The organism is Microbispora bryophytorum (genome assembly GCF_043197435.1).
Taxonomy (GTDB): Bacteria; Actinomycetota; Actinomycetes; order Streptosporangiales; family Streptosporangiaceae; genus Microbispora; species Microbispora bryophytorum.
On record NZ_JBICTF010000006.1, the window covers coordinates 296,438 to 309,889 of the forward strand.

13 protein-coding genes are annotated in these 13,452 nt (G+C 73.7%); 3 read left to right on the forward strand and 10 right to left on the reverse strand.

The window, feature by feature from the left end; translation table 11 throughout:
- Window positions 1-3 precede the first annotated feature (3 nt).
- From ACGFIB_RS22190 to ACGFIB_RS22205, 4 genes are read right to left on the reverse strand one after another with little or no spacing between them, the layout of a single operon-like run.
- Window positions 4-1,197 carry a glycosyltransferase gene (locus ACGFIB_RS22190; protein ID WP_191049724.1) on the reverse strand — a complete coding sequence of 398 codons (1,194 nt, stop codon included), beginning with the start codon at window positions 1,195-1,197 and terminating at the stop codon, window positions 4-6.
- A complete protein-coding gene (locus ACGFIB_RS22195; protein WP_357264364.1) occupies window positions 1,194-2,270 on the reverse strand; it encodes a glycosyltransferase family 9 protein in 1,077 nt (358 codons plus the stop codon). Before ACGFIB_RS22195 ends, ACGFIB_RS22190 begins: the two co-directional genes overlap by 4 nt.
- Entirely contained in the window at window positions 2,267-3,301 is a 1,035-nt protein-coding gene (locus ACGFIB_RS22200) for a glycosyltransferase family 2 protein (RefSeq protein ID WP_393374568.1), read from the reverse strand. Before ACGFIB_RS22200 ends, ACGFIB_RS22195 begins: the two co-directional genes overlap by 4 nt.
- Window positions 3,298-4,938 carry a carbamoyltransferase family protein gene (locus tag ACGFIB_RS22205; RefSeq protein ID WP_393374571.1) on the reverse strand — a complete coding sequence of 547 codons (1,641 nt, stop codon included), beginning with the start codon at window positions 4,936-4,938 and terminating at the stop codon, window positions 3,298-3,300. The genes ACGFIB_RS22200 and ACGFIB_RS22205 overlap by 4 nt, the downstream gene beginning before the upstream one ends.
- Window positions 4,939-5,134: 196 nt before the next feature.
- Between ACGFIB_RS22205 and ACGFIB_RS22210 the strand changes: the two genes are divergently transcribed.
- The 3 genes from ACGFIB_RS22210 to ACGFIB_RS22220 all read left to right on the forward strand — a co-directional run bounded on the left by ACGFIB_RS22210 (window position 5,135) and on the right by ACGFIB_RS22220 (window position 8,526).
- On the forward strand, window positions 5,135-5,686 hold the full coding sequence (locus ACGFIB_RS22210) for a D-glycero-alpha-D-manno-heptose-1,7-bisphosphate 7-phosphatase (RefSeq protein WP_393374574.1): 552 nt from the start codon (window positions 5,135-5,137) through the stop codon (window positions 5,684-5,686).
- A 119-nt stretch (window positions 5,687-5,805) separates the two neighbouring features.
- Entirely contained in the window at window positions 5,806-6,759 is a 954-nt protein-coding gene (locus ACGFIB_RS22215) for a glycosyltransferase (RefSeq protein WP_393374576.1), read from the forward strand.
- 270 nt (window positions 6,760-7,029) lie between these two features.
- Window positions 7,030-8,526: an ATP-binding protein gene (locus ACGFIB_RS22220; protein WP_393374579.1), complete on the forward strand. Its 1,497-nt coding sequence runs from the start codon at window positions 7,030-7,032 to the stop codon at window positions 8,524-8,526.
- 41 nt (window positions 8,527-8,567) lie between these two features.
- On the opposite strand, the gene ACGFIB_RS22225 is transcribed toward ACGFIB_RS22220, so the two are convergent.
- Genes ACGFIB_RS22225 through ACGFIB_RS22250 form a run of 6 tightly spaced genes read right to left on the reverse strand, consistent with a single transcriptional unit; the run spans window position 8,568 to window position 13,450 of the window.
- Window positions 8,568-9,335, reverse strand: coding sequence for an ABC transporter permease (locus ACGFIB_RS22225; protein WP_208762366.1), 768 nt, complete (start codon window positions 9,333-9,335; stop codon window positions 8,568-8,570).
- A gap of 40 nt (window positions 9,336-9,375) precedes the next feature.
- Window positions 9,376-10,326 carry an ATP-binding cassette domain-containing protein gene (locus ACGFIB_RS22230; protein ID WP_142574020.1) on the reverse strand — a complete coding sequence of 317 codons (951 nt, stop codon included), beginning with the start codon at window positions 10,324-10,326 and terminating at the stop codon, window positions 9,376-9,378.
- Between the two features lie 23 nt (window positions 10,327-10,349).
- Window positions 10,350-10,721 carry a holo-ACP synthase gene (locus ACGFIB_RS22235; protein WP_142573781.1) on the reverse strand — a complete coding sequence of 124 codons (372 nt, stop codon included), beginning with the start codon at window positions 10,719-10,721 and terminating at the stop codon, window positions 10,350-10,352.
- Window positions 10,721-11,962: an acyl-CoA dehydrogenase family protein gene (locus ACGFIB_RS22240; RefSeq protein WP_393374582.1), complete on the reverse strand. Its 1,242-nt coding sequence runs from the start codon at window positions 11,960-11,962 to the stop codon at window positions 10,721-10,723. The genes ACGFIB_RS22235 and ACGFIB_RS22240 overlap by 1 nt, the downstream gene beginning before the upstream one ends.
- Window positions 11,955-12,572 (reverse strand): hypothetical protein, encoded by a 618-nt coding sequence (locus ACGFIB_RS22245; protein WP_393374585.1) that lies wholly within the window; start codon window positions 12,570-12,572, stop codon window positions 11,955-11,957. The genes ACGFIB_RS22240 and ACGFIB_RS22245 overlap by 8 nt, the downstream gene beginning before the upstream one ends.
- Window positions 12,569-13,450, reverse strand: a complete 882-nt coding sequence (locus ACGFIB_RS22250; protein ID WP_393374588.1) for a hypothetical protein — start codon at window positions 13,448-13,450, stop codon at window positions 12,569-12,571. The genes ACGFIB_RS22245 and ACGFIB_RS22250 overlap by 4 nt, the downstream gene beginning before the upstream one ends.
- Window positions 13,451-13,452 lie beyond the last annotated feature (2 nt).

Genomic DNA, 13,452 nt, shown 5'->3' on the forward strand with positions numbered 1-13,452 from the left:
CGCTCAGCCTCCCGCGGCGGCGAGGGCGCCCAGGCGCCCGCCGGTCAGGTTCCGGAACACGGACTCGGTCTGCTCGGCGATCCTGGGCCAGCCGTAGCGGGCGCGGGCCCGCCGGGCCCCTGCGGCCGACAGCGCCGCCCGCAGGCCGGGCCGGACCAGCAGATCGCAGAGCGCGCGGGACAGCGCGCTCGGCCGCCGGGGCGGCACGAGCACGCCGCATCCCGCGACGGTGTCGAGGTGGCCGCCGACCGCCGAGGCGACCACCGGCACCCCGCAGGCCAGGGCCTCCAGCGGCACTATGCCGAACGGCTCGTACCACGGGACGGTCACCAGGACGTCCGCGGAGCGCATGAGGGCGGGCACCTCGGCCCGGCTCACGCTGCCGATCAGCCGGACCCGGTCGCCGAGGCCGAGGCCGTCGGCCAGCGTGCGCAGCCGCGTCCCCTCCTCGTCGCCCGGGTCGCCGCCCGCGATCACGAGCTCGGCGCCGGGCACCTGCCGCATCGCGCGCACGACGGTGTCCACCCCCTTGCGCGGCACCATGCGGCCGATGCTCAGCACCCGGAGCCGGTCGCCGCGCGGGGCGGCCGGGCCGTCCGGGTGGAACAGGCCGAGGTCGACGCCGCACGGCACGACCGCGATCCGGTCGCGCGGCACGCCCATCGCGACGAGTTCGCCCACCTCGTCGGAGCAGGTCGCGATGACCGCGACCGCCCGGCGGCCGATGTCGCGCTCGATCGCGAGCCGGCTCGGCGGGCTGGTGTCGGCCTCGCCCTGCCAGCGCCGCTTCACGGTGCCGAGCGCGTGGTAGGTCTGCACGACCGGTATCCGCAGAGGCTCCGCCGCCGTCAGTGTGGCCAGCCCGCTCATCCAGAAGTGCGCGTGCGCCACGTCGGGCGGCTCGGCCTTCCACCTGCGGGCCAGGTGCTCCCCGAACTCGGGCATGTGCGGCAGCAGCTCGTCCTTGGGCAGCGGCTCGGCCGGTCCGGCCGGCACGTGCTCGACGGTGACGCCGGGCGCCATGGGCACGGTGTCCGGCTGGCCGGGGGAGGTCCGCCGCGTGTGCACGACGACCTCGTTGCCCCGTTCGGCCAGGGCCAGGGCCAGCGCCGCGACGTGCACGTTCTGCCCGCCGGCGTCCACACCGCCGAGGGTCGCCAGCGGGCTGGCGTGCTCCGACACCAGGGCGATCCTCATGGCACCCTCTCCTTCACCGCCTCTTCGGCCGGGATGAGGCGGCGCACCGCGTCGACCACCTGCTCGCCGCCGATCGAAGTCAGGCACGGGTGACCGGGCAGGGGGCAGATCCTCGCCCTGCTCCCCCGGCAGGGGGCGCCCTGGTCGCCGAGCACCACCGTGGGCACGCCGTACGGCGCCCAGCGGGCGGCGGGCACGACCGGCGCGAACAGGCTGACCACGGGCGTGCCGACGGCGGCCGCGAGGTGGGCCGGGCCGGTGTTGGCGGCGACCACCGCCGACGCCCCGGCGAGCACGGCGGCGAGCTCGGCGAAGGTGGTCGCCCCGCCCAGATCGAGCGGGAAACCGGGGCCGAGAGGGAAACCGGAGCCGAGCGCCGGCCCTGAGACGAGCGCGGTCAGCGCCCGCTCGCCCGGACTGCCGGTGACGACGACCCGCTCGCCCGCGGCCAGCAGCGCCTCGACCGCCTCCGCCCACCTCTCGGCGGGCCACGCCCTGGCCGGCGCGGTCGTGCCGGGATGCACCACCACGTAGCCGGGCGGACCGGTGAGGTGCTCCACGTCCGGCAGCGGGCCGCGCACGGCGAGCCGCCCGTCGTCGCCCGGCGGGAGGTCGAAACCGGCGGCGCGGGCGAGGCCGAGCATGCGCTCCGGCTCGGGGACGTCCACGCTCTCGTCCACGACGTGACGCACGTCGAGCAGGGAGCCGGGGTAGTCCTCGCTGATCGCGGCGATCCGCGGCACTCCGGCCAGCCGCAGCAGCAGGGCCGCCGGCAGCGCCGACTGGTGGAAGGACGTGAAGACGACGGCCACGTCCGGGCCGACGGCGCGGACCTGCTCCACCAGGCGGGCCGCGTGCTCGGAGGTCATCGGGACCGGTTCGGGGTCGATCCACGGGGCGCGCCACTCCAGGACGCGGTCGACCCCGGGCAGCAGTTCGGCCGCGGCCCTGCCGTGCGGGCCGGCGAGCATCACGACCTCCCGCGCCCCGGCGGCGACGGCGCGCACGGCGGGCCCCGCGAGCAGCACGTCGCCCGCGTTGTCGGGCCGGACCACCAGAGCGGTCCCGATCACGAGCGCCTCCCCGTCGTGCCCGTCCGCACCCTCGCCTCTCCTGCGATCCGCTGCGCGCAGGCCACCGGTGGGATGACCACGCTGGTCACGGCCATCCGCACGATCTCCTCCGGCGTACGCGGGCCGGGGGCGATGCGGGCGCGGGCGAACTCGGCCGTGAGGCCGAGCCACGCCAGCCCGGCGGCGGCGGCGAGCCGCCTGCGGCGACCCCCGGTGGCGGCGAGCGTGAGCGCGAGCAGGCCCATGCCGGTGGTGAGGGCGTGCCGCCTGAGCCTGCCCGGGTGGCCGCCGATGATCACCCGCCAGTCGGGGCCGTGCACGTGCCGCATGAGCGCGTCGGACGCGTTGCCGCGCTGGAGGCGCACGCTCGACCAGAAGCCGTCGTCGCGCACCGGGTGGCGGGTCAGCCGCTCCCCCTTGACCAGCGAGAACCCCGCGCGCTCGACCCGCAGCGCGAGATCGGCGTCCTCGCGATACGCCCCGGGGAAGCGCTCGTCGAACCCGCCGGTCGTCTCCAGGGCGGTCCTGCGATACGCCATGTCGGCGGTGATCCAGTGCGCGCCTGCCAGGCCGGCGGTGTTGCGCTCGGCGTCGGTCGGGCGGCGGTCCGCGGGCAGCGGCACCTCCAGCCGTCCCTGGCTCCCGCCGACGTTGTCCGGCAGGCGGGCGAGGTCGTCCGTCAGCGCGCGCGCCCAGCCGGGGCCGGGCACCACGTCGTCGTCGAGGAACACCACCCACGGCGTCGTCGCGGCGCGCCATCCGGCGTTGCGCGCGGCGGCCGGGCCGCGCCCGCCCGACCTGAGCACGCGCACGCGGCCGGGCACCGGCAGCGGCTCCGGACTCTCGCCCGGCCGGTCGTCCACCACGATCACCTCGGGCCCGTGACCATGAACGCGGCCGACGGCGGCGAGTGTGGCGGCCAGGCTCGGCCGGCCGATCGTCGGGATCACGACCGTGACGGCCGGTCCCGTCTCTCGGTGCGGCTCCCCGGGGGAAGCCGCGTTCATCTCCCGGGTCGTCTCAGTCGTCATCCGGCGAACACCGCCCCCCTGCGCACGACGTACGGACCGAGGACGAGCACGTCCACCGGGGCCGAGCCGAAGCACTCCAGCGCGTCGCGGGGGTCGTCCACCATCGGGCGGCCGGCCGTGTTGAGGCTCGTGTTGACCACCACCGGCAGCCCGGTGCGCGCCTCGAACTCCTCAAGCAGCCGGGCGAGCAGCGGGTCGCGGCCGCGCTCGACGGTCTGGATCCGGGCCGTGCCGTCGACGTGCACCACCGCGGGGACGCGGTCGCGCCACTCCGGCCGCACGTCGTGGACGAACAGCATGTACGGGCTCCGCATCGGGCCTCTGCCGAAGATCGTCGGGGCGCGTTCCGCCAGCACCATCGGGGCGATGGGGCGGAACTGCTCACGGCCCTTCACGTCGTTGAGCCGCTCGGTGTTGCGGGGGTTGCCAGGGTGGGCGAGCAGAGAGCGGCGGCCGAGCGCGCGGGGGCCGTACTCGGCGCGTCCCTGGAACCAGGCGACCACGCGGTCGGCCGCGAGCTCGGCGGCGACGGTCGCGGCGAGGTCGGCGGGGCGTTCGTACGGCACGCGCGCGACGTCGAGCCAGGCGCCCAGCTCCTCGTCGGTCCACCCCCGCCCGAGGTCGGCTCCGGGCATCGGCGTGACGGGGTCGCCGCCGGCCTGCGCGAGGTGCAGCGCACCCCCGAGCGCGGTGCCCGAGTCGCCCGCCGCGGGCTGCACCCACACCTCCTCGAACGGGCCCTCGGCGAACAGGCGGGTGTTGGCGACGCAGTTGAGCGCCACTCCCCCGGCCATCGTGAGGTGGCGCGCCCCGGTGCGCTCGTGCAGCCACGTGGCGAGGTCGAGCAGCACCTCCTCAAGGCGGATCTGCACGCTCGCGGCGAGGTCGGCGTGGTCGGCCGTCCACTTCTCGCCCTTGCCGAGCGCCTTGGCGTAGACGCTCCAGTCGATCGCCTCGACCCGGAAGCCGCCGTCGCCCGTCGGGTAGATGAGCTCGCGCATCTCGCGCAGGAAGCGCGGCTCGCCGTAGGAGGCGAGGGCCATCACCTTGTACTCGTCGCTCGACCGGAGGAAGCCGAGGTGCTGGGTGAGGTCCTCGTACATCAGCCCGAGGGAGTGCGGCAGCGCCTGGCTCGCCAGGACGGTCAGCTCGCCGTCCCGGTAGTGCCCGGCCAGGTGCGAGACGGCCTCGCCACGGCCGTCGCAGACCAGCACCGCCGACTCGCGGTAGGGCGCGGCCAGCCCGGCCGACGCGGCGTGCGCGATGTGGTGGGGGACGAACCGCACCTGGGCGGCGTCGAGGCCGGGCAGCGCGGTGGCCAGGAAGGCGGGAGCGCGGAGTGCGTAGGCGGTGCGCAGGTCCTCCCAGCGCTCGTCCTGCCCGGGGCCTGCGGGAACCACGAGCGCGGGGTCGTAGGAGTAGGCGACGCCGTCGAGGTCCTCGGGCCGCAGGCCGGCCTGTTCGAGGCACCACGCGGCGGCCAGCTCCGGCAGCTCCCAGGCGGAGAACGGGACCGGGCGCTTGCCGTGCTTGCGGCGGCTGAAGCGCTCTTCCTCCGCTGCGGCGATCACCTCACCGTCCACGACCAGCGCGGCGGCCGGATCATGGAAAATCGCGTTTATCCCCAAGAACCGCATCGGTTTCCCTCCGTGGCGCAGTGGAGGTCTGGTTACCGAGAGAAGCGCTTCCAAACACTGCTTTGTAGAGAAGTCGACGTGAGTGGGGGATGCACTCAATAACTACTACTCCGCGTAGTCGCGGGCGGAGTTGTGGCAGTGTTTGCCGATCTGTCCCTCGGGTAGCCCGGCGGGCGATTCGTGCAGGAGGTTCCTTGTGCCACAGGCCGCTCGTCCACCCGCCGCGGTGCTTTTCGACCGCGACGGAACGCTCATTCACGATGTTCCCTACAACAGTGATCCCGAGCGCGTGCGGCCCGTCGCCGGGGCCCGGGAGGCGCTCGACCGGCTGCGCGCGGAGGGCATCCCCATCGGGATCGTGACCAACCAGTCGGGGGTCGCCAAGGGCCTGATCGCCCCGGAGGACCTGCGCGCCGTGAACGACCGGGTGGACGCCCTGCTCGGCCCCTTCGAGGTGTGGGAGATCTGCCGGCACGACGACGGCGACCGCTGCGACTGCCGCAAGCCCGCGCCCGGTCTCGTGCTGCGCGCGGCCCGGCGGCTCGGCGTGCGTCCGGAGGACTGCGTGGTGATCGGCGACATCGGCCGGGACGTGGAGGCGGCCCGTGCCGCCGGCGCCCGGGGCATCCTCGTGCCGACCCCGGTGACGCTGCCGGAGGAGGTGGCCGCGGCCCCCGAGGTGGCGCCCGACCTCACCGCGGCGGTCGATCTGGTGCTCGGGGGGCATTCAGCTCATAGCGGAGGATGAAGAGGAGAGGGCCAGGGCAGGTGGGTGAGGCGCCCGCGGACGGAGGGCAGCGGTGTGGCGACACGGTGTTGCGACACGGTGTGGCGAGGTCGGCGGAACGACGGACGGGGAGCGACGCGATGAAGATCATGGTCTGGCATGTCCACGGTTCGTGGACCACCTCCTTCGTGCACGGGCGGCACGACTATCTGGTGCCACTCACCCCCGACCGCGGGCCCGACGGGCGGGGCCGGGCCGACACCTATCCCTGGCCCGGCACGGTGCGGGAGGTCCCGTACGACCGGCTGGCCGGCGAGGACGTCGACGTGGTCGTCTACCAGCGGCCGCACGAGCTCGGCCTGGCCCGCGAATGGCTGGGGCGCGACGTGCCCGGCGTCTACGTCGAGCACAACACGCCCGCGGGGGACGTGCCCAAGACCCGTCATCCGCTGGCCGACCGCGACGACATCCCGATCGTCCACGTCACCCACTTCAACGACCTGTTCTGGGACTCCGGCCGCGCCTCCACCCATGTCATCGAGCACGGCGTCGTCGACCCCGGCTACCTTTACACGGGTGAGCTGGCCCATGCCGGCGTGGTCGTCAACGAGCCGATCAGGCGCTGGCGGGTGGCGGGCACCGACCTGCTGCCCACGTTCGCCGCGACGGCCCCGCTCGACGTGTTCGGCATGAAGGTGACGAACCTGCCCGCCAAACTCGGCCTGTCCGGGGAGATGGAGGCGTTCGAGGACCTGCCGCAGGCCGTCATGCACGCGGAGCTGGCCCGGCGCCGGGTCTACCTGCACCCCTACCGGTGGACCTCGCTCGGACTGTCGCTGATCGAGGCCATGATGATCGGCATGCCGGTCGTCGCGCTCGCCACCACCGAGGCCGTGGAGGCGGTGCCGCCGGAGGCGGGGGTCGTCTCGACCAAACTGCCGACGCTGCTGCGGGCGCTCGACCGGTACGCCAACGAACCCGAGCTCGCCGTCCAGGCGGGCAAGGCCGCCCGCGCGGCCGCACTGGCCCGCTACAACCTCGACCGCTTCCTCGCCGACTGGGACAGGCTGCTCGGCTCGATCGTCCCGGGATGACTCCGCCGCGGGCACGCCGCAACGGAAGAGCCGAAATCTAGAAAGTTACTGTCCGTAATATGGTACAAACCATGTCAATGTTTCCATTGAGGCGATCAGTGCTTAAATAGCAATAGATCGCGGGATTGCCTTCTCCTCCACCATCAGGCCGGACTCCGTCTGAGGCAACACGATCGTTTGAGCGAGGCGTATCGAGAGGAGGTCCAGTGGGCGAAACCCCTGGGCACCGCGCGTGACGACGGTCCGGAATTCGCCGAGTCTGGGGTTTCGATGGAGAACGCGTCGTTTGGGGTCGCACTCCGGAATCTACGCAGGGAACGTGGCCTGTCCCTGGCATCCCTGTCGGCGTTGACCCATTACAGCAAGGGCTACTTGAGCAGGATCGAGACGGGCGAACGCCCGCCGACGCCGCTGGTGGCCAGGCGCTGCGACGAGGTGCTCCGGGCCGAGGGCGCCCTTGCCGGGCTCGTTCCCGCGCGACATCGGCATCACGGACGTTTCCTTCGTCCGGCGCAGCTTCCGGCGGCCCCGCGCGCCTTCGCCGGCCGCTCGGCCGCGCTCGCCGAGATCGAGGACGCTCAGCTGGGCCATCAGGTGGTGATCGTCTCCGGCCCCGCCGGTGTGGGCAAGACGGCGACGGCGCTGCACTGGTCCCATCGCGCCGCCCGCCGATTCCCCGACGGATGCCTGTTCGTGGACCTGCGCGGCTTCGACCCGACCGGCACTCCGGCCGAGCCGGCCGACGTGCTCGCCCGGTTCCTCCGTGATCTCGGGTGCTCCCCCGCGTCCATACCGGCCGGCCTGGAGCCGCGCTCCGTCCTGCTGCGCACCCTTCTGGACGGCAGACGTACGCTGATCGTCGTCGACAACGCGGCCACGTCCGGCCAGGTACGTCCGCTGATCCCCGGCTCGGCCGGATGCCGGCTGGTGGTGACCAGCCGGAGCCGGCTGTCCGGCCTGGTCGCCAGGGACGGCGCCGCGCGCGTCGTGCTCGCGCCGCTGCCGGAGCACGAGGCGCTGGACCAGCTCAGCCGTGCCATCGGCGGCCGGCGCGTCGTGGAGGAGCCCAAGGCCGCGGCGGAGATCGCCAGGAGGTGCGGCTATCTTCCGCTGGCGCTGCGGATCGCGGCGGAACGGGCGCAGGCACGCCCGTCGCTGCGGCTGACGACTCTCGCCGCCGAGCTCGCGGCCACCCGCGGGATGCTGGACCTGCTGGCCACCACCGAAGACGAGGCGACCACCCTCCGTTCGGTGTTCTCCTGGTCCTACCGCACGCTCGATCCGGACACCGCTCGCATGTTCCGGCTGCTCGGCCTGCATCGCGGAGGCGATCTCGCTGTTCCGGCGGCTGCCGCGCTGGCCGGGATCGGCCACCGGCACGCGCGGCGTCTGCTCGACGCGCTGGCCGCCGTCCACCTGCTGGAGGAGACCGGCGGCGCGCGATACCGCTTCCATGACCTGGTCCGGCTGTACGCCGCCGACTGCGCCGAGGCCGACGAATCGCCCGAGGACCGGTCCGCCGCGGTGCGCCGGCTGGTCACGTGGTATCTGCACGCCGCCGCCGGCGGGCGGCCGGCGGCGTCCGCCGGTGGTGACGACGGTCCCGGCTGGTTCGACGCCGAGTGCGGGCGTCCGGCCGCGGCCCATGACGACCTGGACGATCTCGACCAGGCACTGGGATGCTGCGAACAGGCCCTGGCGATCCTGCGGCGCGTCGGCGACCGGGCGGCCGAGTGTGCGTGCCCGAACCACCCGGACGACATCTGACACCCGCTGGGTGATCTCCTCCTCGTCGCCGGTCTCCGTCCTCAGGCGTTCCTCCTGGCGAAGAGGCGGGCGCCGAGCGCCAGGCAGCACGCGGCGGTGGCGAGGGCGACCCCGGCGCCCGCCACGACGACCGAGCTGCCGTAGTCGCCGTACAGGGCGGTACGCATGCCGTCGATGACGTAACGGAACGGAGTGAGCCGGGAGAGGATGTCGAGCCATTGGGGCGCGAGCGTCATCGGGAGCAGGATCCCGGACAGGAGCAGCAGCGGGATGGCCGCCGCGTTGAGCAGGGGGGTGAACGACTCCTCGTTGCGCACGAGCAGGCCGAGCCCGTGGGACAGGGCCGACAGCCCGACCGCGATGGCCGCGACGAACAGGAACATCAGGAGAAGGCCGAGGGCGGGAGCGCGCAGGCCGAACGCGTACGCCACGGCGAGCAGGACCGCCGTCTGGACGAGCAGGACCACGGTGTCCCTCATGACCCGGCCGGCGAGCAGGGCGAACCGGCTCACCGGGGTGACCCGCATCCGCTCGAACACACCCGATCGCAGGTCGGCGATGATGGACAGGCCCGCGAACAAGGGCCCGAACAGGCCGAGCTGGATCAGCAGGCCGGGCACGAAGAAGCGCCATGCCGCCCCGGCCGGCAGGCCGTCGACTCCCGCACCGGCCACCCTGACCAAGAGCGGGCCGAGGAACGCCAGGTAGAGCGCCGGCTGGAACAGGCCGATGACCGGCCACGCCGGGGAGCGCAGCGACAGCCGCATCTGTCGCGCGAAGATCAGCAGGCTCGCAGGGATGAGGGACACGCAAGCTCCTCCACGGTCGGGGACCGCCGCAGCGCCACGGTCACGAATGGTTCTCGCTGAGCGAGGACCCGGTCAGGGCAAGGAAGACGTCGTCCAGCGTCGGCCGGGCGATGTTGACGGATCGCAGGTCGAGGTCCGCCTGGTCCGCCGCCCGCAGCAGCCAGACGAGCGCCTTCTCGCCGCCGCGCGCCGTGAGCCGGACGGTCTGCCCGGACACGGCGATCTCGTCCAGACCGGGGCACTCGGCGAGCACCGCCTTCGCCCGGTCGGCGTCGCCGCCCAGGGTCAGGCTGATCACGTCGCCGGAGATCCGGCGTTTGAGAGCGTCGGGGGTGCCCTCCGCGATGATCCGCCCGTGGTTCATCACCAGGATCCGGTCGCAGAGCGTGTCGGCCTCGTCGAGGTAGTGCGTGCTGAGGAAGACCGTCGTGTCGAAGTCGTCCCGCAGCCGGCGGATGTGCGTCCACAGGTCGCTGCGGCTCTGCGGGTCCAGGCCGACGGACGGCTCGTCCAGGAAGACCAGCGGCGGCTGGTGGACGAGCCCGAGGGCGATGTCGGTGCGCCGCCGCTGCCCGCCCGACAGCGTCCTGATCGGCCGGTCCGCGAGCCCGGTCAGATCGAGGCGCTCGCACAGGTCGGCGGCACGGCGCACCGCGTCCTGCTTCGCGATGCCGTACAGCCGCGCCTGCAGGATCAGCTCCTCGGCCACCCGGCAGTTGCCGTCGGTGCCGCCGGACTGCGCCACGTAGCCGATGCGCCGGCGGACGGCGCCGGGGTCGGTGTTCACGTCCGCGCCGACGACGACCGCCCGGCCCGCGCTGGGTTTGAGCAGCGTGGTGAGGATGCGCAGCGTCGTGGTCTTCCCGGCGCCGTTCGGCCCCAGGAACCCGATGATCTCGCCGGGACGCACCTCGAAGTCGACGCCCCGGACCGCCTCGACCTGCTGGCGGCCGACCCTGAACGTACGGGTCAGCCCGGTGGCCTGGATGATGGGCACGGCCGCTCCCGATGTGCTCATGACCAGCCCGCCGCCACCGCGACGACCAGATCGCCCTTGTGTGTTATCGAGACGTCGAGATGCCGCACGCCGGCGGCGTCGGCGGCCGTGCGGGCGGCGCCGAGCAGCGTGACCTCGGGCGCTCCGGAGGAGGCGCGGGCGACCACGATCTCGCGTGGCGCCACGCCCTGGAACAGTCCCATCCGGAACGCCTTGAGCACGGCCTCCTTGGCGGCGAACCGGCCGGCCAGGAACTCTACGGCGCGCGCGTCCGACAGACTCTCGGCCTCCGAGAGTTCCGCCGGGGCGAACGCGTAGCCGTCGAACCAGCGGCGCGCACGCAGCCGCTCCAGCTCGCCGACGGACATCAGGTCGACACCGACACGCATCACATCACCCCTTCGACGGCACGTCCGGGACGGGCGTCCCGGTCTCGCGGCGTGAAATAGTCATCCCTCAACAGCCCCTGGAAGACGCCGCGGCGGTGGATGTTCCCGGTGCCCTCCATGAACTCGAACGCGCGTACGTCCCGGTAGAGCTTGTCCAGCCACGGATGCTCGACCAGCGACGCCGGGCCGAGCAGCCGGGCGGCCAGCATCGTGGCGTCCTCCGCGAGGTGCGCGGCGCGCATCTTGACGCCGCTGACCCGGAACGTGTTGGGCGAACCGGCGTCGATCTCCGCCGCGACCTCGTGAAGGAGGCGGCGCAACCGGCGGATCCGGTCGGCCAGGGCGTCGATCCGGGCGCGGTCGGCGCCGGCGAGCGCGGGGCGCTGCTCCAGCACGTAGTCGCAGGCCGCCCGCCCGGCACCCAGGGCGAACGCGGCCACACTCGGCCGGAACCACAGCATGGCCTGGAGCGCGCCCTGCAGCCCGCGCCGGCTGCGTGGCCGGTCCCGGCCGAGTATCCGCTCGGGCGGGATGTACATGCCGTCGAACCGCAACCGGCTGATCCGCGCGCCGCGCAACCCGATGATCGGGAGCGTCTCGGCGTGGAAGCCGGGATCGCCAGTGTCCACCATGACGGCCTCGATTCCCCACGGTCCCGGGGCCCGCCTGCAGAACACCACTCCGGCCCGCGCGTGCGCGCCGTTGCCGATGTACATCTTCTCGCCGGTCAGCACCCAGCCGTCGCCGCCGGGGGCGGCGTCGAGGCGGGTCGTGAGCTCGGTCGCCGCCGAGCCCTTCTCTGGTTCGGTCAGCGCGAAGAAGGCCCACGAGGGCCAGTCGGCGGTCTTGGTGAAGAACCAGTCGCGCTGCGCCTCGTCGGCCAGGGCGCGCAGGACCGCGGTCGACAGGGCCGGACCCGGGCTGGCCAGCGTCATGCCCGGGTCGCCGTAGGCGAGCCACTCCGCCGCGAGTATCCACTCCGCGCACGAGGCCTCGGCGGGCACGAAGGACGGCAGGAGATCCCCGCCCCCGGCGTACCGGGCCGGGGTGAGCATGTGCTGCTGGACGCGCACCGCGGGCAGGTGCAGGAACCGGGAGACGGCGTCCGGATCGGCGTCGAGCTCCTCGCCCGGTCCGCGCAGATCCCGCGCGGCCTCCCGGAGGAAGTGTTCGAGCTCGCCCGCCCGCCCGCCGTACCTGTCCGGGTGGTACGCCGAGGCCGTCCGGCCGGAGTCAGACATCGCCGTCACCCGCCTCGGGCTGGAGGTAGACGTTCCCCGTCACCTCGGCCAGGTACAGATCGACGCCGGGTCCCTCGGCGAGCATGCTGTAGCCGCCGAGGAGGCGGAGCAGGACCCGCCCCGCGCGGGTCAGGCGCATGTGGCGAGCCCAGCGGACGTCACGGCCCGTCTCCTCCGCCGGTTCCGCCGCCGCCTCCTGCAGCTCCATCGCGACATCGGCCAGGTCGGCCTGGAGCTGAGGCCGCGTCAGCAGGCTGGTGCCCTCGCTGGCCCGCTCGCCCAAGCGTGCGATCGTGTGCGTCAGCGTCCGGTGGACGACCTCGCGCTGCAGGGTGAGCAGCCCCTCGCCGAACCGGCCGGCCGTCACGTCGTCCCGGGCGCTGCCGCCGGGTGCGGGCACGCACGCGAGCCCGAAGCGGGTGAACCTCCGCGTCCCGTCCCCGCCGAGCGCCCGCGCCGACGCGAGGACGCGTCCGGAGGGCGAGGCGACGAAACGATCGGACGCCACGTCGGCGTGCAGGGCGTCGAGCAGGGCCGGATAGTCTCCGAACCCACCGGTCGTCGATGCGCCTGTGGTCAGTGCGCCCGTCGTCACTGCGCCTGTCGTCATGGGTGCCCTCCCCGCCTGTCTCCGGCGGCGACGGCACGCTCGCGACGGGTGAACGTCGCCACGTGGCCGGCGCCGGTGCGCGGATCGACATCGCCGAACACGATCGTCCGGTAGGCGTCGCGCCACTCCTCGTGGTGTCTGGCGAACTCCAGCCAGACACCGGTGCAGTAGGAGCCGGGAGGCGCCTGGTGGGCCTTCGGCCCGGCCGGCCCCAGGTCGAGGGAGTCACCCCACGAGCCGGTCACCACCAGCCGGTCGCCGGGCCGCTCGTCGCCCGGCAGTCCCGGCGGCTTGTCGAGCAGGGCGGCGAGGTCCGCGGTGGTGGGCGGCGAGTGCGGGCCCGAGGAGCCGACCCCGGCCAGCTCCCAGCCGCCGGCGGGTCCGAGCGCCAGCAGCACCGCCGAGTCCACCAGGCCGCCGTCCTGGACGAACGGCTCCGGGTAGGGGAACGACGTCTGTTCGAGGATCAGCAGGACAACGCTGCGGCAGCGGCCGGAGCGCAGGTAGGCGTCGGCGATCCGCAGTGCCGTGAACGGGGCGCCGAGTCCCTGCTCGGAGACCGCGAAACTCAGGGGACGGCCGTCGAACACGCGGGTGAGGTGCGCCGCCAGGGTCTTCTCCGGCGCGTGCGGGTCGGGCAGCGCGTAGGCGACGATCAGCAGGTCCGGGGCGGGCAGCGGGCCGGGGGCCTCCCGCAGCACCCCCTCCGCGAGTTCGAGGAAGGTGGTGTTGCTCCCGCCCGCCGCGTACGACGGATCGAACCGCATCCCGTACGGCGCGAGCACGCCCTGGTTGAACTCGAGGATGTCGGGTTCGAAGTGGCACGGACGGGCGGCCCGCGGCACGTAGGCGACCGCGGTCTCCAGTGACAGGGACATGA

Coding starts and splice junctions, on each gene's coding strand:
- ACGFIB_RS22190 (WP_191049724.1), bottom strand. CDS start 1,197: ATGAGGATCGCCCTGGTGTCGGAGCACGCCAGCCCGCTGGCGACCCTC.
- ACGFIB_RS22200 (WP_393374568.1), bottom strand. CDS start 3,301: ATGACGACTGAGACGACCCGGGAGATGAACGCGGCTTCCCCCGGGGAG.
- ACGFIB_RS22205 (WP_393374571.1), bottom strand. CDS start 4,938: ATGCGGTTCTTGGGGATAAACGCGATTTTCCATGATCCGGCCGCCGCG.
- ACGFIB_RS22215 (WP_393374576.1), top strand. CDS start 5,806: ATGAAGATCATGGTCTGGCATGTCCACGGTTCGTGGACCACCTCCTTC.
- ACGFIB_RS22220 (WP_393374579.1), top strand. CDS start 7,030: ATGGAGAACGCGTCGTTTGGGGTCGCACTCCGGAATCTACGCAGGGAA.
- ACGFIB_RS22235 (WP_142573781.1), bottom strand. CDS start 10,721: ATGCGTGTCGGTGTCGACCTGATGTCCGTCGGCGAGCTGGAGCGGCTG.
- ACGFIB_RS22240 (WP_393374582.1), bottom strand. CDS start 11,962: ATGTCTGACTCCGGCCGGACGGCCTCGGCGTACCACCCGGACAGGTAC.
- ACGFIB_RS22245 (WP_393374585.1), bottom strand. CDS start 12,572: ATGACGACAGGCGCAGTGACGACGGGCGCACTGACCACAGGCGCATCG.
- ACGFIB_RS22250 (WP_393374588.1), bottom strand. CDS start 13,450: ATGTCCCTGTCACTGGAGACCGCGGTCGCCTACGTGCCGCGGGCCGCC.